This is a genomic window from Photobacterium sagamiensis (genome assembly GCF_050337085.1).
Taxonomy (GTDB): domain Bacteria; phylum Pseudomonadota; class Gammaproteobacteria; order Enterobacterales; family Vibrionaceae; genus Photobacterium; species Photobacterium sagamiensis.
On the sequence record NZ_JAKJSP010000082.1, the window covers coordinates 1 to 19055 of the forward strand.

Here is a 19055-nt window from a genome sequence, read left to right on the forward strand (position 1 = left end):
ACAATGGCGTATACAGAGGGCTGCCAACCAGCGATGGTGAGCGAATCCCACAAAGTACGTCGTAGTCCGGATCGGAGTCTGCAACTCGACTCCRTGAAGTCGGAATCGCTAGTAATCGTGAATCAGAATGTCACGGTGAATACGTTCCCGGGCCTTGTACACACCGCCCGTCACACCATGGGAGTGGGCTGCACCAGAAGTAGATAGCTTAACCCCGATCTTCTAGGAGAAAGGGGAGGGCGTTTACCACGGTGTGGTTCATGACTGGGGTGAAGTCGTAACAAGGTAGCCCTAGGGGAACCTGGGGCTGGATCACCTCCTTACCTAAAGACTGTTTGTTTTATGCAGTGTCCACACAGATTGCCTGGTCGAAATATAGAAGAGTATCGAGTAGAGAGGCTCTAGTAATTAGAACATCACTACTCACACCAATGTGCCCAACACATTGGCAGGTAGCAGGAGTAGAAACTCGTTTCTAGGCTCTAGTACCTAACACCTTAGTCCCGTTCGTCTAGAGGCCTAGGACACCGCCCTTTCACGGCGGTAACAGGGGTTCGACTCCCCTACGGGACGCCACTTTCTCTTAAGAATCAGATCTTATGAGAAATTAAATTGGGGTTATAGCTCAGCTGGGAGAGCGCCTGCCTTGCACGCAGGAGGTCTGCGGTTCGATCCCGCATAGCTCCACCAATTTCTTACTTCTCTTCGTAATAAACAAATCCAATTGAATCAGTTTTTAAACATATTTCTTTATTAAGAAGAGATTAGTGTGTTTAAAAAGTGGTTCTTTTTTCGTTTGTAGTAAACTGTAAAATTAACGGGTCAGGTTTATCCGCACACAAACCAGGCGTTAGCCGGTGCGGTAATATAGGCTTCCCGGTGCCATTCCAGCGGTTCTGAAATTGGCGCTGTTCGGAGATCTCCCTTTAATTTGGTGGTGACCAGTACTTTCACCTTGTCGTTACTGACGCTGTCTACTGTTCCACGGTAGGTATATCCAAGGGCTGGTCCTTCAAGTTGTTCAAACAGACAAACGACCTGACCGATATTGGTATAGATAAATTGGCTTTCTTCTGTCCATAATTCGTTTAAGACAGGCTCTTTGGGTGTTTGATATAACTGGCCGCCAGTCGTGTTGATTGAAATGATTTTGCGATACCGGTAATACGGCTGGTAACCCAGCGCCTGTGCTGCGTCATACCATTTCCCTGCCGAGAAATAGGTATTTTCAATCACTTTTAAGGTGATAAACGGTCCGTCGGGGCAGAGTTCAGCCCACAATTCAGTACTGGAAATACGCCCGTGAAATAGGGGGAGTTCTTCCACACTATTGGCATTGGATACACACCACGTACCACTGTCCTGATGAATTAACTGACCATGGTTAGTATCACAAACATGCTTTGCAAGTGATTGATATTCTACGATATCTTTGTTTGCTTCGGCTGGGCTTCTTGTGCAGTAACGATAACTGAACGAGAAAGATCGCTTCGGATAAAAATCACTTTTATCAACAATATCTCCGTAACTTCGGATATCGTCCATAGCAATAAAATTATTTGTTGAGGAGAGGAGGCTGTATTTGGCTGGTTTAAAGATATTGGGTATGGAGCTGCAACCTGCAATGAGTAGTATGGATAATACCATCAATGAAGATTGATAAGGTACGTGTTTGCGCATACGTTGTTCCCTCAACCTGAGCCAAGCTAAATCTTTATTAGTATAAGAGGCTTATCAGAATTTATCTGCCCAACTCACTCGGATTATTCCAGCTGTTGTGGTTCAGGCTGTTTGGGTTGCGTCATAATCGTTCCTTCGAAATGTAAAAAAACTGCTATTTGTTAACAATTTTTTGCAGTTATACCTTTTACGGACGATAATTTTTATAAATCAAATTGTTAATACTGGAGTGGAAGCAATGGTGAGTTACCGGACTCGCAATAACATTCGCTATCTTCTGCTCGTATTATGTTTTCTGGTAGCAACGACTGTACTGGCGATGATGTTCTATTTTGTCTGGTCAGAGCAATCAACAATACTGGATAAAGCTTATCGTAGGGCAGAATTTGTCGCTGAGATGGTGGCGAAACAGACCGAAAAATCTTTTGAAAAAGTGTTTGAAAGCCTGGAAGGTATAAACAAACTGATTGAGCTTAAACCCGAACAAACACATGAATTTCTCGTTGAGTATAAACAGCGGCTTCCGGAGCTGGCGGAGTTATTTTTAATTGATACCGATGGAAACCTTGTATCTTCTTCCTCAGAGCGATCATTTCCCAACGTATTAGATCATGATTATATTCAGATCCATCTACAAGGTAGCTACGTTCCATATTTCGTTAGTGGGCCTACTGTTTCTGGTATTGAATCCGATATTCATTATATTGCTCTGAGTCGGCGGACAGGAACTACAGACAATCCTTCAGATACTATATTGGTAGCTTACATTGATATCGAAAGGCTATATGAACATCTGTTTACGTTTGAGTTACCAGGTTTCGATGAAATTTTATTGTTGTCTGCGAATGGAAAACTGGCAGTGGGATATCCTCCACAGATGGTCGAGGCATTAAGTAGCGAGGAGCAAGGAAAAGCCCTGTGGAAAGAGGGGGAGTCTAAAGGGCTGTTAGAAATTACCCTGCCATCGACATCGAGTGTCATGGTGACAGCCTATAGAAAAATTCCTTATCTCAATTTACTGGCTGTTGCCGGAATTGAAAAAAAGGCGCTGTTAGGAACCTGGTTCAGAAAAGTTGATTATATTTTATTAGTGGCTGTCAGTTGGATAGGCTTGGTGTTGTTTCTTACTATCTGGTTGTTCAGGACGCAAAAAGACCTGGCTCAGCTGGCAATGTTAGATCCGCTAACGAAATTACCTAATCGCCTCTATTTTTCTGAAGCGTCAGGTATGTTACTTGCCAAGGCCAAACGTGATAAACGTCCGCTTTCAATGGTTATGCTGGATATTGATTATTTCAAAAAAATCAACGATACCTATGGTCATAGTGAAGGAGATAACGTCATTCGTGCATTGGCTGCAATGATGCGGAAAAATTGTCGAAAAAGTGATTTACTGGCACGAGTTGGCGGGGAAGAATTCTGTATCCTGATGCCTGACACCGACAGTATCGGGGCAAAAACAGTAGCAGAACGATTACGGGAAAATGTTGCTGAGCAGGTGTTTTGTCATTCAGAGACTGATTTTCAGGTTACGATCAGTCTGGGCATCGCAGAATATGGTTCTGTTTCATCAAACATGCAAGTGTTGTTTGCCGATAGTGATGTTGCGATGTATTACTCAAAGCATCATGGCCGAAATCAGACGTCTATATATTCTCCTGGATTAGAAAAGTCTGCCATTGAAACACAAACAGAAGTGTAGGCTTAACACTCGAGAAGTGACATAACTAAAGCGCCAATATAGCGCTTTAGTTGTTTACCTGAGAGGTAATAGACATAAAAAGTTAGTGGATCAATCCCAGTTCTTTTGCTTCATCGATAGTTAACCCGCATTCACGGATATCCCGTAGCATTTCAATACGCCTTCTCGCTTCAGCCTGCTGCTTTTTGTTGCCAGCAATGTTTGAAGCGGCTTCATCTTTGTAATCCCACTTAGAAGAAACATTAGCAATTTCCGTGTGGTCCATAGAGTTGATAGACACAATTACCTCCTATAGAAACCCTGCGTCGAAATCCACTTATCTTTACCAAATGAAAATGTAAGAGTTAAGCGGATAAGTGCCAGTTTGTGAGCCAATCCTAAATTATGAAACTATCACTAAATTAAGCTGTGACAGAGGCATTTTAAGGCGTAACGTGGTTCATTCCAGCCCAGTAAAAAACAGCGTGTTGAGATCAATTTTTCACAGGTCTTACCGTTGATGCTCACACCCGCACCAATGCCTCGTTTGTTTGTTCATTTATCTTTCTTTCAATGGTCGTGCGCAATGAGTTTAAGATGGCGTAATTGTTTTTTTTTAAACGATTAGCATTGAATGTGTGCGATTTGTGTAAACTACGAACGGTTGGTTTTTCAGGGCTTTACAGCCACCTCTTTGCTATGTATTATTCGCCGCATTGGAGAGATGGCTGAGTGGTTGAAAGCACCGGTCTTGAAAACCGGCATACGTTTATAGCGTATCTAGGGTTCAAATCCCTATCTCTCCGCCACATTCTAAAGCCTCAGCAGAAATGTTGGGGCTTTTTTGCATCTGTCGCTTGGGAGAACCAAGGGATTGTATCCCCAAAAAGCTACGTGATCGTGGTTATCCTTTCGATATCAAGGTTTCACTGCTGACAAAGCAGCGTTCCATCGGGTTTTGTCGCAAGCTGGAGTGGTAGGTTATGATCTTCATCAACATTCATCACGCCCAACATTATGACCATCAAATTCACAAGCAGCTTCATTATGATAGAAACGTCATGTGGCTTGTGCAGATACCTATGCATCTAACTGCTATCTATCAACGACAATTAACCTTAAGCTGATCATAAAATAGCCACTAAAGAGGTATTGCATAGAATTTTGATTTATGAGGAATCATATCGGCATCACATTTCCGGCAATTATCAAAAATAAATTCAAATTCACCTGCTAAATGCCTAAATATAAAATAGTTATTTTTCATCGACCTACAAAAAATCCATTCACACCTCTTCATAATTACTCACACCAGCTCGCATTTCTATATCGGTCATTCATATCCCCTCATTAGAATATACAAAAAACGCAAGGTGAGCATTATGACAGCAATAAAACGGCAAGAATTAAAATCAACATTTCTTTACTCATTTGTTATTTTTCCTGCACTTATGGTAGGTGCAGTAGGCCTCTATGGCATGGCAGCATGGCTGCTGTAGGGGAAAAGTAATGAAATCAATTAAACAAATACTGCAACACTTCTTTACGCCCAGTAAAACCATCGGCTTAGGCATTTTGATCTTAGCTGGTTTTATTGGCGGTGTAGGATTCTGGACCACTTTTGATGCCGGCCTTGAGTACACCAATCAGGAGGAATTCTGTATTGGTTGCCATGAGATGGAAAACAACGTTTACCAGGAACTACAAAGCACAATTCATTTTAAAAACCGTACCGGCGTTCGCGCAACTTGTCCGGACTGCCATGTTCCGCACGATTTTACCGACAAGATAGCGCGCAAAGCTCAGGCTTCTATGGAAGTGTGGGCAAAACTGACCGGCTCTATTGATACACCAGAGAAATTTGGTAAACACCGCCTGGAAATGGCCAAGCGCGAATGGGCGCGGATGTCAGCCAATGGCTCTGCTGAATGTCGCAGTTGTCATGACTACAAGAGTATGGACTTTGAAAAGATGTCCGAAGATGCCCGCGATCAGATGATGGGCGCCGCTGAAAAAGATCAAAGCTGTATCGACTGTCACAAGGGTATTGCCCATCACCTCCCGGACATGTCTGCAGGCTATAAATCCATCATGGATGAACTGGATGACCAGGCTCTGGAAACGTCGGTTAACAAAGGCAACACCTACTATACGCTGCACAACAAGGAGCTGTTCCTGGATCCGGAGATGACAAAGAAAGCGGGCTTGATGATCTCATCAGTGCCAGTGGAAATTGTCAGCAGCCAAGGAGAAGCAGTTGAAGTCAAAATCACTGGTTGGCGTAAGAAAAAAGGCAGCGGCAAGATTATTATGCAAGACTTTGGCCGCAACATTCGCATCGCTTCACTTCAGCGTAAGGTGGCGAAAACGAAAGGCTTCTTCAATGTACTCGATGCCAAAGAAGACGAGGATACCAGCATTACCTGGCAGAACGTCGACTTCACACTATGGACAGATAAAAACAACCTGGTGGAAGAGCTAGGGCCAATCTGGGAATACGCCAAAGAAGCCTACACAGCAACATGCAGCCGTTGTCACTCACAGCCGGCAGAAGCCCATTTCGACTCAAACACTTGGGTAGGAATGTTCAAAGGCATGCTTGACTTCGCCAACTTCGAAAAAGAAGAAGAACAAATTGTTCTGCGTTACCTGCAGATGCACTCTTCGGACTATAGCGACGAACACTAACAAAGTTTGGAGGTCGTTATCGGCGGCCTCCTTCCCGTAATACCAAGCTGAATAATTAGGTGGCCTATCAGCCAGAATTAATTGTGCAGCCTGGTATCAATAATAACACTGATAAGCGAGGCTATCATGAGTGGTTCAAGTTTTAACCTGAAACGCCGTGACTTTTTGAAAGGTATTTCCGCCGGTGCCGCTGGCGTAGTTGTGGGACCGAGTTTGCTAACTGCCAGCAAGGCAATGGCTTCTGAAGCACCTAAGTGGAGACTGACAGGTTCTCACTGGGGCGCGTTCCGTGCGCGTATCGAAGATGGACGCGTGGCTGAAATTAAGCCATTTGAACTAGATACCCACCCAACCGACATGCTAAACGGCATGAAGGGCATGATCTACAACCCGTCCCGTGTCCGTTATCCTATGGTACGTGTGGACTGGCTGAAAAACGGTAGCAAGAGCGACACCAGCAAACGAGGTGATAACCGCTTCGTCCGTGTAAGCTGGGATAAGGCTCTGGATCTGTTCCACAACGAGCTAGATCGTGTCCAGAAGACCTATGGTTCTTCAGCACTTCATGCAGGTCAAAGCGGCTGGCGCTCTACCGGTGCACTGCACAGCGCAGGTAACCATATGCAGCGTGCTGTTGCTTACCATGGTTCTTTCACTAAGAAAGTCGGTGACTACTCTACCGGTGCTGGTCAACACATTCTTCCTTACGTGCTGGGCAACTCTGAAGTTTACGCACAGGGTACGTCTTGGGAACACATTCTAAACGAGACCAAGTTCCTGGTACTGTGGGCCAACGATCCGGTGAAAAACCTGCAGGTTGGCTGGAACTGTGAAACCCATGAAGCCTACCCGCATCTGGACACACTAAAAGCCAAGATTGCCAGCGGCGATATCCGCGTGATCAGCATTGACCCGGTAGCAACCAAGACCCAGAAGTTCCTTGGCTGTGAGCAAATGCGCATCAACCCGCAAACTGACGTTGCCCTGATGATGGCGATTGCCCATACCCTGGTAACCGAAGAGCTGGCTGACGCAGACTTCCTTGATGAATACACAGTAGGTTACGAGAAATTCGTACCTTACCTGATGGGTAAAACCGAAGACAAGATCGAGAAAACTCCGGAGTGGGCAGCCAATATCTGTGGCGTAGCTGCTGAAGATATCCGTCAACTGGCCCGCGCTATGGCAGCAGATCGTACTCAGCTGATGCTGGGCTGGTGTGTACAGCGTCAGCAGCACGGTGAGCAGCCATACTGGATGGCGGCGGTACTGGCTTCAATGCTGGGTCAAATCGGTCTGCCTGGCGGCGGTATCTCTTATGCCCACCACTACAGCTCAATCGGTATACCTTCTTCAGGTGCTTCTGGTCCAGGCGCATTCCCTTCAACTCCGGATAAAGGCTACAAGCCGGTTCACGGTGAGAAGTTCAATGGCTTCAGTAAAGTGATCCCGATTGCCCGTTGGGTAGATTGTCTGGTTAACCCAGGCGAAACTATCGACTATAACGGTAAGAAGGTAAAACTGCCTGAAATCAAGATGATGGTATTCAGCGGTAACAACCCGTGGCATCACCACCAGGACCGTAACCGCATGAAGCAGGCGCAGAAGTCTCTGGAAACTGTGGTCACCGTTGATTACCGCTGGACAGCAACTTGTCGTTTCTCTGACATCGTGCTGCCTGCGACTACGCCATTTGAGCGTAACGATATCGATATATATGGTTCATACTCTGCCCGCGGTATTATTGCAATGCAGAAGCTGGTTGAGCCTCAGTTCGAAGCGAAAAGTGACTTCGAAATCTTCACCGAGCTGACTAAGCGCTTCGGTAAAGATCGTGAGTACACCCGTGGTATGAACGAAATGCAGTGGCTGAAGGAAATCTACAAAAACTGCCGCAAAGCCAACAAAGGCAAGTTTGACATGCCTGAGTTCGAAAAATTCTGGGAAGAAGGCTTTGTTGAGTTTGGTAAAGGCAAGCCTTGGGTTCGCCACGCAGACTTTCGTGAAGACCCAGAAGAATATGCACTGGGTACCGCTTCTGGCCTGATCGAAATCTTCTCTAACAAGATTGCGAAATACGGCTACAACGACTGTAAAGGTCACCCAATGTGGTTCGAGAAAATCGAACGTAGCCACGGTGGACCAGGCTCTGACAAGTACCCGCTTCAGTTGCAGTCTTGCCACCCGGATCAGCGCCTGCACTCTCAGCTTTGTGAATCTGAAGAGTACCGTGCAACCTATACCGTTCAGGGGCGTGAGCCAATCTACATGAGCCCTGAAGATGCAAAAGCACGTGGCATTAAAGATGGCGACATCGTACGCGTACACAACGACCGCGGTCAGCTACTGGCAGGTGCGGTTGTTACTCCAGACTACATGCCTGGCGTAATGCGTATTCATGAAGGTGCCTGGTACGGCCCTCAAGATGAGAAAGTAGGCTCGCTAGATACCTATGGCGATCCAAACACAGTGAGCCTGGATATTGGTGCATCTAAACTTTCTCAGGCAACCAGTGCACATACTTGTATCGTTGAAGTTGAGAAGTTCGCTGGCAAAGCGCCTGCAGTTACCGCTTTCGGTGGCCCACAGGAAGTTGAAGCTTAATACTTTTCGAACTCATCACTAAAATCAAAGCCTCACATATGCGAGGCTTTTATTCGTTGATGTTCTATCTGAATATGTTTATACAGTCCGACAGGATAAAAACCTATTAAGTCGCACTGCTTTACTCTGGAGTACCCATGCAAGAGTTTATTGATTTCAACGAACAACGTGCAGAAATTTACTGGTGGATGTCTTCTCTACTCTCTCGTGAACTGACAGAAGATGATATTACTGAGTACCACGGTGGTGAGATGCTCACGTTCTTATCTGGTCTTGGTATGACACAGGAACTAAAACAGCCTGTTGAAGCGTTCCGTGATGCACTGAATCGCCTAGAAATTCGTGAAGATACACAGCTTGAGCTTGCCGCTGATTTCTGTGGCCTGTTTCTGAGCACACCAAAATCTGGAGCCCTGCCTTATGCTTCCATGTACGTCGGTGAAAGCGGCCTGCTGAATGATAAGCCCGCGCAGGACATGAACAAGCTGATGGAAGAATACAGCATTGCCCAGCGTAAAGAATTCAATGAGCCTGCTGACCATGTTGCGGTCGAGCTGGATTTCATGGGTAACCTGATCATTCTTGCTAATCATCAAGAAAACGAAGAAAAAGCCGAAACGGTGATGCAAGCACAGCTTGATTTCATCAATACCATGCTACTGAACTGGCTACCGGCTTTTGCCAAGTCCTGTGACTCTCGCGACAAATTCGGTTTCTACGCAGCTGCTGTGAATCTGCTGCTCGCGTTCTGTAAATTAGATGCCGCATTTCTTGCGGGCGAAGAACAATAATCCAATCAGTCATCATAAAGACTGAAATCACTATATCTAGTTGCCGGCATATGGATTGCAGGCTTAATTAGATGGTCATAATGTTGGGCGTGATGAATGTTGATGAAGATCATAACCTACCACTCCAGTTTGCGACAAAACCAAATCATCTAATACCCAAAGCGCTCCGCCACATTCGGAAGCCCTAGCAGAAATGCTGGGGCTTTTTCGTATCTGCTATAACACAATCTATCTCTATTGCATGAAGCTCTTTGGCAACTCTGCGAAAGACTTGTCATTATTATTTTTACGTCTGCCCGATCTGTATTCTGTGGCTATGCTTATCTGATCATTAGGCTCGCATTAATACGGGAGCGAAAAGATGACCGATGAAAAAATGCCCAATATGCAGGTTGAGCCAAGAGAGCGAATTGCGCCGAAAACGGCAACCCCAAAACGGGTAAAAAAAGAGCGGGCAGAAAAACCCAAGTCGCCGCCCAATAAGGTGAAGCGCCTAACGGGCTTCGTGTTGATTTTGTGTATCGGCCTGTTTGTTTTTTACGTCATGGCCGATCGGGTTATTCCTTCAACTGATATGGCAAGGGTGCGGGGTTATGTGATCCCGATAACCCCCTTGGTTTCTGGCCGTCTGATTGAAGTTGCAGTCGAGCCCAATGAAATTGTCGAGCCGGGTGGTGTACTGGTTAAAATCGATCCAGCTGATTATGAGCTGGCAGTGCAAGAAGCTAATCAAGGGCTAGTAAAAGCGGGGAAGAATGTTGGCGTACAAACCGCATCGGTTTCATCGGCACAAGCGAAACTGACTAATGCATTAGCGAATCAGACGCATGTCAGAACTCAATCAATCCGTATTCTGGCTATGGCGAAAAAAGGCATCGTACCAAAAGCAGAAGCAGATAAAACTCGTGCATCTTTAGCGAATGCAAAAGCCCAAGTGGAAAGTGCCGAAGCCGGTTTGCAGCAAGCCAGAAAACAGCTGGGTTCGACGGGTAATGAAAATAGCGATGTGAAATCGGCCTTGCTCAAGCTGCAGAAAGCCCAAATCGATCTGGAGCGAACGGTGATACGTGCACCAGCCATCGGCGGGGTGACAAACTTCCGGCTGGATGAAGGGTTTTATGCCCATGCAGGGCAACCATTACTGACATTTGTCTCTGGCGAAGATGTCTGGATTGATGCTTACTTCAGAGAAAACAGTATAGGTAATATGAAGATTGGTGATCGGGTAGAGATCGCTTTAGATTACGCCCCCGGTAGAATATTCAAAGGCAAGGTGGCCAGTATGGATTGGGGGATCAGCTGGGGGGAAAATGAACAAGCCGGTAAGCTGGCCGCTGTGGCGGCTCAGACGGGGTGGTTACGACAGACTCAGCGCTTTCCTGTCGCTATTCGGTTTGCTGATGATACCGCGCGCGGTTTTCGGCGGGTTGGCGGTCAGGCTGATGTGATTGTCTACACTCAGGAAAGTTCGCTAATGAATGTCTTTGGCCGGGTATGGATCCGCTGCGTGAGCTGGCTCTCTTATGTTCGCTAAAGCTGATGCCATTTTAGATGGTGGCGATGAAAACGCAGGCGATTAAAACTATGTCTACGACAACACCTACCGTAACTATTGATAGCCAGGCGATATATCAACGCCGGGTCATACGTTACGTCTTGGGGCTGGTTATTGCATGCGCTCTGGCATTTGGTATAGGCTGGGGCTTATCTTTTATAACGCCGGTTTTTCTGACTAAATTTTTGGCAGATCATAAGAAACCCACAGCTCATACCATCTATGAACTGATATTAGCCATGGTATTAACCGTGTTGATTGGTTTGAGTGTCAGCATGGGGGTGACTCACTATCCGTTAATACTCTTGTTGCTAGTCGGCTTACTGATGTTCATTGCTTATTATCTGTTTATGGATCCGCAATGGAACTTATTCGCCACAATATTGATGGTAGCAGTTATGCTATTGCCATATATGGGGATTATCTCTTCAGGCTTGGCCGTTTATATAGCTGTCGGTTTATCTGTATCCGGTGTCGTGGCGGTAGTGCTGTTTGCTCTGTTACATTTACTGTTACCTGATCTTGAGCCCGTTTCCAATAAACAACCGATAGATATATTACCACCGGAACAGCGGGCGCATGAGGCGATGAAGGCATTGGTTATCGCTTTCCCGGTGATCATTTTTTTCTATTACTTCCAAATCACAGGTGCGCTGTTAACCATGGCGTTCATCGGTATTTTATCGCTTCAGACGGCAGGACAGAAAAGCATCAAAATCAGTATGTTCTTGCTGTTGACCAATGGGCTGGGGGGATTGCTTGCGATTCTTTTTTATGAATGTCTGGTGATGGTTCCGACCTTTCCATTCTTGCTGGCGCTAATTGCTTTGATTGGATGTGTTATTGGCGCAAAGATTTACCAGCAGCCAGAAAAAGCGCCGATTTGGGCCGGAGTAATGTCTGCTCTGCTTGTTGTACTGGGCTCTGCTATTACCTCTGACAGTAAACTGATTGATGTCAGTTTTTATATCCGCATCGGACAGATTTTATTGGCCAGTGCGTATATGGTATTTGTATCGTATCTGTTGGAATCATGGCAGAAAGCGAGTGACTAATGTCAGTTGGGAAAAATCAAAAAGCCGCTGATAACTGTCAGCAGAATCGCAATCCCCGGATAGCCTGCCAGGCTGTACTGAGTAAGATACAACTTGGTAGTTGATATGTTTAATTTACATTTACTTCAAGCAAGTGGCACTGAAATGCCAGCCTGATCACTGAAAGTCTGAGAATGGATTTTTTTGGGACGAAAATGACAGTTATTGATATGTATGATGAAGATATGAAAAATAAAGGATAATCTACTGTTAGATTACTAATGCTGTTATTAAGTCGTTGGGTGAAAGAAAATGGTATTGACTAGTAGAATCGTTGATAAGGTCAGAATGAGCAAAGCAACTTTGGGGCATAAACCCGTTAGAGCTGTTGTGGGCCTTGTGGTATTGCTAATGAGTTTTATGACGGAATCAAAAGTGGTCAGCACAAATCAATATCATGGAATATCGATTGAAAATCAATCGCTTATTGGACGGTTATGTTTGTATGAGGGAAAGGAGTATTCTTCAGGCGCGGTGATAGTTATTAAGGATGTTGCTATTAAGTGTCAGCCGGAGAACAGTTTTGAAACAAATGGAAAACTTCATTGGAAGGAAATAAACAAGCCAGAGAAATAAGGATAATAATTGTCTAGATAAAAAGGCAATATACCCAAGTGACCTCAAGATGCAGGATTCAGAGTGAGCTCAGCGAGTTCAATTCAAGGAAAATGAGCACAGGAATGGTTGTCCCTTTCAAGTTCATTTGACGCAGAAGTGGGCTCGCTGACTCACTCCCAAAGGGCGAGTTCCTGTTTTATTTGCAAAAGAAGGGGCTGCTATGCTACGTTGCTGATTTTTGACGTAGAACAACTATGTCTTCAAATCAGCGCCTTACCTAGAAGCCAATAAATTCTCGCTGAAACGAGCATCTTGAGGTTACTTGGGTATACTATCTTTGCTTTAAATGACGTCGAAAAAATGCAGTGTTTGTATATTCTGTTGTGCCATAAAAGACTTGACAGAACATACAAACACTGCTTTGATCACCCACTAAAGGGAATGTGACCGTTTAACGGATCACTCGACCTGAATTTGGTGCGAGTTTGCCCGTACCACCTTCATGGTGAGGAGTAACGACGCCCATTTCGGTCATGAGCAATTCTTTCATGGCAGCAGCTTCACGCGGGTTGCTTGGTTTCCAGCTTGAAATCACTTTAGCTTTATTGTTGTTCATCGAAGTTATCCTTTTTCTTCCATGCCTTATGAGCTCATGCACATGCGCTCACTGATTCATATTTATTTCCTTATTTTTATACAAAATGACGATATTTACCAGAGCAAAATGCGTATAAAGCATCAGATATTTATTGCTGATTAGGCGCTACATTGAATGGTGATGTAAATGATGTGAAAATTCAGTGCTTTGGTGTTTTGTTGAAAAAATAGCAATCGCTATATTTGACTACTCATCGGAGGAGTAATTGTGGAATGACCTGGTAATTATCGTAGATTCAGATAAAAAAAAAGCCGATTCCTTTTAGAAATCGACTTTTTGTAAAATTCGGAATTTATAATTACTTAGCTAAAGAGCGGCTCTTCAGCTCGAAAATCAGCTTTTCAGCACTGCATTCAAACTGAATGCGTGCAGTCAGCTCCTGGCTGGTCTCAGATAATTCAGTTACTTCGTGTGTGAAGTTGGCATTAACTTCTTTAGCCAATGCGAGGTAGTTGTTCAGCTCGGCTTCCAGGGCATTTTTACCATTAGCAAAAACGTTGACTTCAGCAACGTCGTCGCCTTCTTTGATGATAAAGCCCATCTCTGCAGAAACACCGCAAGCTTCGCAGGTTTGAAATTCTTGCTCTTCGTTTGTCATGACTTTAATCCTCACTGGTTTTATGAGCTTATTCTAAAACGTTGTGACGAGGATCGCTATTCATTAATGATGAAAAGTAAGTTCAGGATGTTGATAGCAACGCAGTACATCATCGTGGTGATCAAATTGCCTGCGAGCTATCAACCTTGATCGAATTGCTTTCAAGATGCGAGAGTGTGGCCTAGTTAATATTAGTTAATTGCATACACCTTAGAAACCAGTGCCAAGGTACTTCTGAACGGATAAGCTTCAAGTTGGGCGAATCCGCTCATTTGCCGCGCCTTTACTCTGGTATTTAACGGTGACGTCATGCCGTTTAAGAAACGTGTGATCGCCTCGGGGGAAGGCACTGAACCACAGGCAGCAATAAACGGATCGCACCATGCTTTTATAACGTTGTCAGAGATTTCCGGTAACGCATTTGCTGGTGGCAGAGTCGTGATCTGGCCACGGCATACCGAGCAGTGGCCGCACTGTTCGGGGGCATTGAAATCAGCAAAATAGCCGGCGAGATCATGACTCAGGCATTGTTCATTTTCGAAGAAGCTGATCATCTTCCCGATACGCTCAATTTCGCTGTTTTCTTTTTGCTTAAATAAGTCATGGAGCTTGGCGGCTTCTTCTTGGGCATCAAACTGATGATCCAACACGCGGTATACATCAGTCATCTGCTTACTTTCAAGGGTGATCCAGCCCTTTTCACTGAAATAATCAATCGCGGCGACGACCCGTTTACGGTCGGCCTGGTAACCATTCCACAGTGCTTCGAAATCTACCGTGTACCAGGTACGTGCTTTCTGTGAACAAGCGAAAATGGTCTCAACAAACTGTCGGCGCTCCCCTTGGAATTGATCAAGGATCGACTGTTGCTCCTGATTTAGCTTGAAGCGATAGTCGGCAAAGTAGGTATATTGAGGCTCAATGATCTTGCGAATTTCTAAATATACCAACAAGGTTTTTAACGGCAGTAAACGCACGTTACTGTCTTTTGACAGGCGCGGCAGCATAACTTCCCATTGTGTTTGTAGGCCCGCGCTGTCCAGCGCCTTAATTTCATTTAATATATATTCAATCGCATCGCAATCAGGTGTATCGCCATAAATGAAGTTCTCCAGTACATTCAAACCCGCTTTGTTTGCCAGTACAGTGCATTGTGATGGCTGGTCATCTCGCCCGGCACGGCCAATTTCCTGACTATAGTTTTCAATCGATTTTGGCAGATCAAAGTGAATAACCTTGCGGATATCCGCTTTATCAATACCCATACCAAAAGCGATGGTGGCAACAATGCAATTAATATTGCCGGACATGAAATCGTGCTGGATCCTCTGTCTGGCTTCAGTATCCATACCTGCATGATAAGCCTGTGCCTGGTAACCTCGCTGGCTTATCTGAGCTGCCACTGTTTCTGCCGTCTGCTGCAAGGTGACATAAATAATGGTGGGCTGTTCGCCATTCTGGCTTAACAAGTTACACAGTGCCGGCAGTTTATTATCATTTTCTGCGGCGACGACATTGAGATCGAGATTTGAGCGATAGAAGCCGGTGATTATGATGTCTTGCTCATCAATCGCGAACTTGGTGCCCATATCTTTAATAACCGCGGGTGTCGCGGTTGCAGTAAGCAGTAAGACCTGGGGAATATTCAGAGCTTTACGGTAATCAGGCAGTTTTAAGTAATCGGGACGGAAGTTATGCCCCCATTCTGAAATACAGTGTGCTTCATCTACCACCAGTAATGAGATAGGGACTTGCGAAATAAAGTGCCTGAAACGTTCGTTTTTCAGACGTTCAACTGAAATCATTAAGACTTTCATTTCACCATTTCTGACGGCTTGCATCACTTGCTGCGTTTCTTCCCAGCTCTGGCTGGAATCGATGGAAGCGGCAGCAATATTTTTACTGTGCAGGAAATCAAGTTGGTCTTTCATTAATGCGAGCAGAGGAGAGATCACCAGGGTTAAATGGGGCAGCTGTACGGCTGGCAGCTGGTAGCATAAGGATTTCCCCGATCCGGTAGGGAAAATAGCGGCAGCCGACTGGCCATTTAAAATCCGGGTGATCACTTCTTCCTGGCCGGTACGTAACGTATCGAAGCCAAAGTAATTCTTAAGTGTTTGTTGATACATGGGTCAGCTGGCTCGCATTAGGTATGAACTGCAATGATAACGAACTGCTTGGTAGAACGTAAGTGATGAGAAGGAGATAACGGGGGTTTTAGATATAACATCAAGAAGAGGCATAATTAACAAAAAGAAAAGTTGCAGTTGTCAATAACGAAGTTAAAAACGGTGATGTTGATATGAGTCGATAAACAAAGTTCAGACTGTAACACTATCATTGGTGTTTTGTATTTTAAATGTACGATTAAGACGGGTAATTAATATTAAATATCAATATGTTACTTATATTTTTTTTGCCATGGATGATGTGTGGAGAATTACGAGCGAAAGCTTACTGAACATTCTTGTCTAAAGAAACATCAGTAAAAACAGCTGATGGGTCGTTATTGTCGCATTTGTTAATTTACACCTTAAAAAAAGTAGTTTCACATCTAAGTTGACAGATCAAACTGATTTCATATTCAAGGTCACCACTGATAATAACCACGAAAGTTTTAAGTCATGAAAACTGTTAGTCATAAGAATAATTAAAGGAAATCTATGTTGTGGTTTAATAATCTGGCATTCCGCTGGAAGTTTGCTGTTCCAATCGGTCTTGTTGTTGCTGTCTTTATTGCTCTGTTAAGTATGGCTCTTGTGGTGTTTAACGATCTTACCCGTACTGGTTCGTTGCAGAATGATGAGGTTCGACCCGTTTTAGAACAGCTAGAGGAAGGTTACCGGGATGTCTATCAGGTGATCACTGCTGGACAGGGTGTGATCTTAGCGGATGATGGTAATCAGGAGCTGGTTAAGTATAACCAGAAGGAGTTTTACTCAGAAAGTGCTGATACCTTGTCACGCTTTCAATCAGCACAGCGGCTGATTGAAATAGGCTTCATTGATGCGTCTAACCATTCTTTAGTTGAGCGCTTGCAAAACACTTATAGCCAGTGGCTCAACCACTATAGCTATATGATTGAAAACCCTGAAAGTGCCAGTGAGTATTACCGCGATAACCAAGTATTGATTAAGCAAGAATTTTCATCGATGCGCCAGCTCTATCGTGATCTGCGCACGCAGATAGAAACGGCCGACGCAGAGTTGAAGTTGATTATTGATGATGAAATAAGACTTGCCACAGTGGTGTTAGAAGTTGGGTTTGTTGTTGCACTTTTCATTTCTATCATCATTACATGGGGTGTGTCGGGCTTAGTGTTAGCTCCGCTGAACCGCTTGTCTCTGGCGATGCACGATATAGCTTCAGGTGAAGGGGATCTGACCCAGCGAGTGGTTGTTGAAAGTAAGGATGAAATTGGCCAGTTAGCGACAGCATTTAATGAATTTGTATCGAAAATACATTCGACAATCAGCGAAGTTGCCATAACGATGACATCGGTTCGCGAAGAAACGCAGCAGATCCAACGTGAGACTCAAGGTGTCGTTATTAATGCGTCAGAGCAGCAAGAAGAGAGTGCTCTGGTCGCGACAGCAGTGCATGAAATGAGTGTCACTAGTGATAACGTCAGTTCTCATGCTAATGAAGCTGCAGAAGCGAGTCAGTCAGCCAGTGATGAGTCAGAGTCTGCAAAACAGATCCTCGGCGATACTGTCATGTCGATTCATAAGCTGGCTGATGAGATTGAATCTTCAAGTACAGTGATCAGCAATCTGGAACGAGATGTGGGTAATATTGCATCTATTCTGGATGTCATTCGCGGTATTGCAGATCAAACCAACTTGCTTGCACTGAATGCGGCGATCGAAGCGGCACGCGCCGGTGAACAAGGCCGTGGTTTTGCGGTAGTCGCCGATGAAGTTCGTTCACTGGCCAGTAAGACTCAAGATAGTACCGGTGAGATCCAGGTGATGATTGAGAGCTTGCAGCAGGGCGCAAACGATGCTGTTAAAGCCATGGAGCTGAGCCGTGAAAGCGGGACACATACCGTCGAACAGGCCAATAGTGCCAACGAATCGTTAGATGCCATCAGCCAGTCGATTAATGTTATCAATGAAATGAACCTGCAAATCGCTACTGCAGCGACACAGCAGAGCCTGGTAAGCGAAGATATTAATCAAAATGTACAGAAGATTTCTGACAAGAGTCAGGAAGTGGTGAATAAGGTGCAAGCGTCTGAACAAGCCTTTGAAATACTGGCAGATCAGTGTGAGCAGCTAGATCGGCTTATTGGTCAGTTCAAAGTATAGCCAGTCCGTTTAATACCATAATAATGAAAGCCAGAGTAATCATTGCTCTGGCTTTTTTACGTTCTATGTAGGTAAGAAACAAGCCTTTTTAACAGCTTGGAAATAGCGAAGGACATAGAGCTCTAGAGAGAGCATTGAGCCCTGCCCGTTACCTGCCAATGCATGATATTTTGGCGCCATTAGTCAAGAATTACCTAGTTGCTCAGTACTAACAGAGCTTTTTATTCACCTACAGAATTGCTGGAGAACCAATTCCAGATCAGAGCTTATAGGCAATCAAAGTCGTTACCCTGTAACTCGGAGGGCCATCGAAGTGGCCTTAATCTTATTCAAGCAACATGAGTTGCTTTACGGCGTCATGGTAAATGAAAAAATCGTTTAATATGTTTTTTCTTTGTTTTATTAGAAATCTCTCTAACTAAACGCTTTATGTTTTCATTTGAATACATTTCACACCCTAGTTGAAATAATAGTTAATCACAAAAAACTGCCATTACAGTTGCTTCTTTGTTTACGTAGCTCAGTGGCATGCTGTGTTGATACTGGTTCATCACGGTCACGTTGTGCGAATGACTCAACATTACGTACAGGTTCGCCCAATGCTTGCTTACGTAATTCAGTGGCACGTCGTGTTGATACAGGCTCGTCACGGTCTACTGACAGCTGTGGATTAACTTTTACCTGATAACTAGTTTCGCCTTCAAAGGCTTTCAGGCGAAGTTCATTCGCATAGCGATCGCTGACGTTGTCATCATGGTGATTGTATTGAGCTGCTGAAGCGCCAAAAGAGATTAGGCCCAATAGAGTTACTGTAAGTACAGAATTTTTCATGTTTATC

At 44.7% G+C, this 19055-nt stretch carries 15 protein-coding genes, 3 tRNA genes and 1 rRNA gene; 13 read left to right on the plus strand and 6 right to left on the minus strand.

Features of this window, described 5'->3' with window-relative positions; translation table 11 throughout:
- From L4D76_RS27055 to L4D76_RS27065, 3 genes are all read left to right on the plus strand, one after another.
- Positions 1-323 (plus strand): 16S ribosomal RNA (locus L4D76_RS27055); the annotation flags it as partial.
- Positions 324-500: 177 nt separating this feature from the next.
- Positions 501-576: transfer RNA gene (locus L4D76_RS27060), tRNA-Glu, on the plus strand.
- A 38-nt stretch (positions 577-614) separates the two neighbouring features.
- Positions 615-690 (plus strand) — tRNA-Ala (locus L4D76_RS27065).
- A 138-nt stretch (positions 691-828) separates the two neighbouring features.
- Here the strand turns inward: L4D76_RS27065 and L4D76_RS27070 are convergent.
- Positions 829-1680, minus strand: a complete 852-nt coding sequence (locus L4D76_RS27070) for a hypothetical protein (protein WP_428443950.1) — start codon at positions 1678-1680, stop codon at positions 829-831.
- Between the two features lie 238 nt (positions 1681-1918).
- Between L4D76_RS27070 and L4D76_RS27075 the strand changes: the two genes are divergently transcribed.
- Entirely contained in the window at positions 1919-3382 is a 1464-nt protein-coding gene (locus L4D76_RS27075) for a sensor domain-containing diguanylate cyclase (RefSeq protein WP_428443951.1), read from the plus strand.
- An 82-nt stretch (positions 3383-3464) separates the two neighbouring features.
- Here the strand turns inward: L4D76_RS27075 and L4D76_RS27080 are convergent, their stop codons facing one another.
- A complete protein-coding gene (locus tag L4D76_RS27080; RefSeq protein WP_428443952.1) occupies positions 3465-3662 on the minus strand; it encodes a hypothetical protein in 198 nt (65 codons plus the stop codon).
- 417 nt (positions 3663-4079) lie between these two features.
- Here L4D76_RS27080 and L4D76_RS27085 point away from each other — a divergent pair.
- The 8 genes from L4D76_RS27085 (at position 4080) to L4D76_RS27120 (ending at position 12669) form a co-directional block, all read left to right on the plus strand.
- Positions 4080-4170 (plus strand) — tRNA-Ser (locus L4D76_RS27085).
- Positions 4171-4743: 573 nt separating this feature from the next.
- Positions 4744-4860, plus strand: a complete 117-nt coding sequence (locus tag L4D76_RS27090) for a hypothetical protein (protein ID WP_428443953.1) — start codon at positions 4744-4746, stop codon at positions 4858-4860.
- Between the two features lie 10 nt (positions 4861-4870).
- Positions 4871-6049 (plus strand): pentaheme c-type cytochrome TorC, encoded by a 1179-nt coding sequence (torC, locus tag L4D76_RS27095; RefSeq protein ID WP_428443954.1) that lies wholly within the window; start codon positions 4871-4873, stop codon positions 6047-6049.
- Positions 6050-6175: 126 nt separating this feature from the next.
- Positions 6176-8653 carry a trimethylamine-N-oxide reductase TorA gene (gene torA, locus L4D76_RS27100; protein ID WP_428443955.1) on the plus strand — a complete coding sequence of 826 codons (2478 nt, stop codon included), beginning with the start codon at positions 6176-6178 and terminating at the stop codon, positions 8651-8653.
- Positions 8654-8790: 137 nt separating this feature from the next.
- On the plus strand, positions 8791-9444 hold the full coding sequence (gene torD / locus L4D76_RS27105) for a molecular chaperone TorD (protein ID WP_428443956.1): 654 nt from the start codon (positions 8791-8793) through the stop codon (positions 9442-9444).
- Between the two features lie 361 nt (positions 9445-9805).
- Positions 9806-10978 carry an HlyD family secretion protein gene (locus L4D76_RS27110; protein ID WP_428443957.1) on the plus strand — a complete coding sequence of 391 codons (1173 nt, stop codon included), beginning with the start codon at positions 9806-9808 and terminating at the stop codon, positions 10976-10978.
- 50 nt (positions 10979-11028) lie between these two features.
- A complete protein-coding gene (locus L4D76_RS27115; RefSeq protein ID WP_428443958.1) occupies positions 11029-12054 on the plus strand; it encodes a DUF2955 domain-containing protein in 1026 nt (341 codons plus the stop codon).
- A 327-nt stretch (positions 12055-12381) separates the two neighbouring features.
- Positions 12382-12669, plus strand: a complete 288-nt coding sequence (locus tag L4D76_RS27120) for a DUF1496 domain-containing protein (protein WP_428443959.1) — start codon at positions 12382-12384, stop codon at positions 12667-12669.
- 433 nt (positions 12670-13102) lie between these two features.
- Here the strand turns inward: L4D76_RS27120 and L4D76_RS27125 are convergent, their stop codons facing one another.
- The 3 genes from L4D76_RS27125 to L4D76_RS27135 form a co-directional block, all read right to left on the minus strand.
- On the minus strand, positions 13103-13267 hold the full coding sequence (locus L4D76_RS27125; protein WP_428443960.1) for a hypothetical protein: 165 nt from the start codon (positions 13265-13267) through the stop codon (positions 13103-13105).
- A gap of 340 nt (positions 13268-13607) precedes the next feature.
- On the minus strand, positions 13608-13907 hold the full coding sequence (locus L4D76_RS27130; protein ID WP_428443961.1) for a DUF406 family protein: 300 nt from the start codon (positions 13905-13907) through the stop codon (positions 13608-13610).
- Positions 13908-14098: 191 nt separating this feature from the next.
- Positions 14099-16036, minus strand: coding sequence for a RecQ family ATP-dependent DNA helicase (locus tag L4D76_RS27135; protein WP_428443962.1), 1938 nt, complete (start codon positions 16034-16036; stop codon positions 14099-14101).
- Between the two features lie 534 nt (positions 16037-16570).
- Here L4D76_RS27135 and L4D76_RS27140 point away from each other — a divergent pair.
- Entirely contained in the window at positions 16571-18217 is a 1647-nt protein-coding gene (locus tag L4D76_RS27140; protein ID WP_428443963.1) for a methyl-accepting chemotaxis protein, read from the plus strand.
- Positions 18218-18694: 477 nt separating this feature from the next.
- Here L4D76_RS27140 and L4D76_RS27145 read toward each other — a convergent pair.
- The coding region (locus L4D76_RS27145; RefSeq protein ID WP_428443964.1) for a hypothetical protein at positions 18695-19055 on the minus strand (361 nt) is incomplete at its 5' end.

Excerpts from the sequence above, each read along its gene's own strand:
- L4D76_RS27070 (WP_428443950.1), bottom strand. The coding sequence starts at position 1,680 with ATGCGCAAACACGTACCTTATCAATCTTCATTGATGGTATTATCCATA.
- L4D76_RS27075 (WP_428443951.1), top strand. The coding sequence starts at position 1,919 with ATGGTGAGTTACCGGACTCGCAATAACATTCGCTATCTTCTGCTCGTA.
- L4D76_RS27090 (WP_428443953.1), top strand. The coding sequence starts at position 4,744 with ATGACAGCAATAAAACGGCAAGAATTAAAATCAACATTTCTTTACTCA.
- torC (WP_428443954.1), top strand. The coding sequence starts at position 4,871 with ATGAAATCAATTAAACAAATACTGCAACACTTCTTTACGCCCAGTAAA.
- torA (WP_428443955.1), top strand. The coding sequence starts at position 6,176 with ATGAGTGGTTCAAGTTTTAACCTGAAACGCCGTGACTTTTTGAAAGGT.
- torD (WP_428443956.1), top strand. The coding sequence starts at position 8,791 with ATGCAAGAGTTTATTGATTTCAACGAACAACGTGCAGAAATTTACTGG.
- L4D76_RS27110 (WP_428443957.1), top strand. The coding sequence starts at position 9,806 with ATGACCGATGAAAAAATGCCCAATATGCAGGTTGAGCCAAGAGAGCGA.
- L4D76_RS27115 (WP_428443958.1), top strand. The coding sequence starts at position 11,029 with ATGTCTACGACAACACCTACCGTAACTATTGATAGCCAGGCGATATAT.
- L4D76_RS27120 (WP_428443959.1), top strand. The coding sequence starts at position 12,382 with ATGAGCAAAGCAACTTTGGGGCATAAACCCGTTAGAGCTGTTGTGGGC.
- L4D76_RS27125 (WP_428443960.1), bottom strand. The coding sequence starts at position 13,267 with ATGAACAACAATAAAGCTAAAGTGATTTCAAGCTGGAAACCAAGCAAC.
- L4D76_RS27130 (WP_428443961.1), bottom strand. The coding sequence starts at position 13,907 with ATGACAAACGAAGAGCAAGAATTTCAAACCTGCGAAGCTTGCGGTGTT.
- L4D76_RS27135 (WP_428443962.1), bottom strand. The coding sequence starts at position 16,036 with ATGTATCAACAAACACTTAAGAATTACTTTGGCTTCGATACGTTACGT.
- L4D76_RS27140 (WP_428443963.1), top strand. The coding sequence starts at position 16,571 with ATGTTGTGGTTTAATAATCTGGCATTCCGCTGGAAGTTTGCTGTTCCA.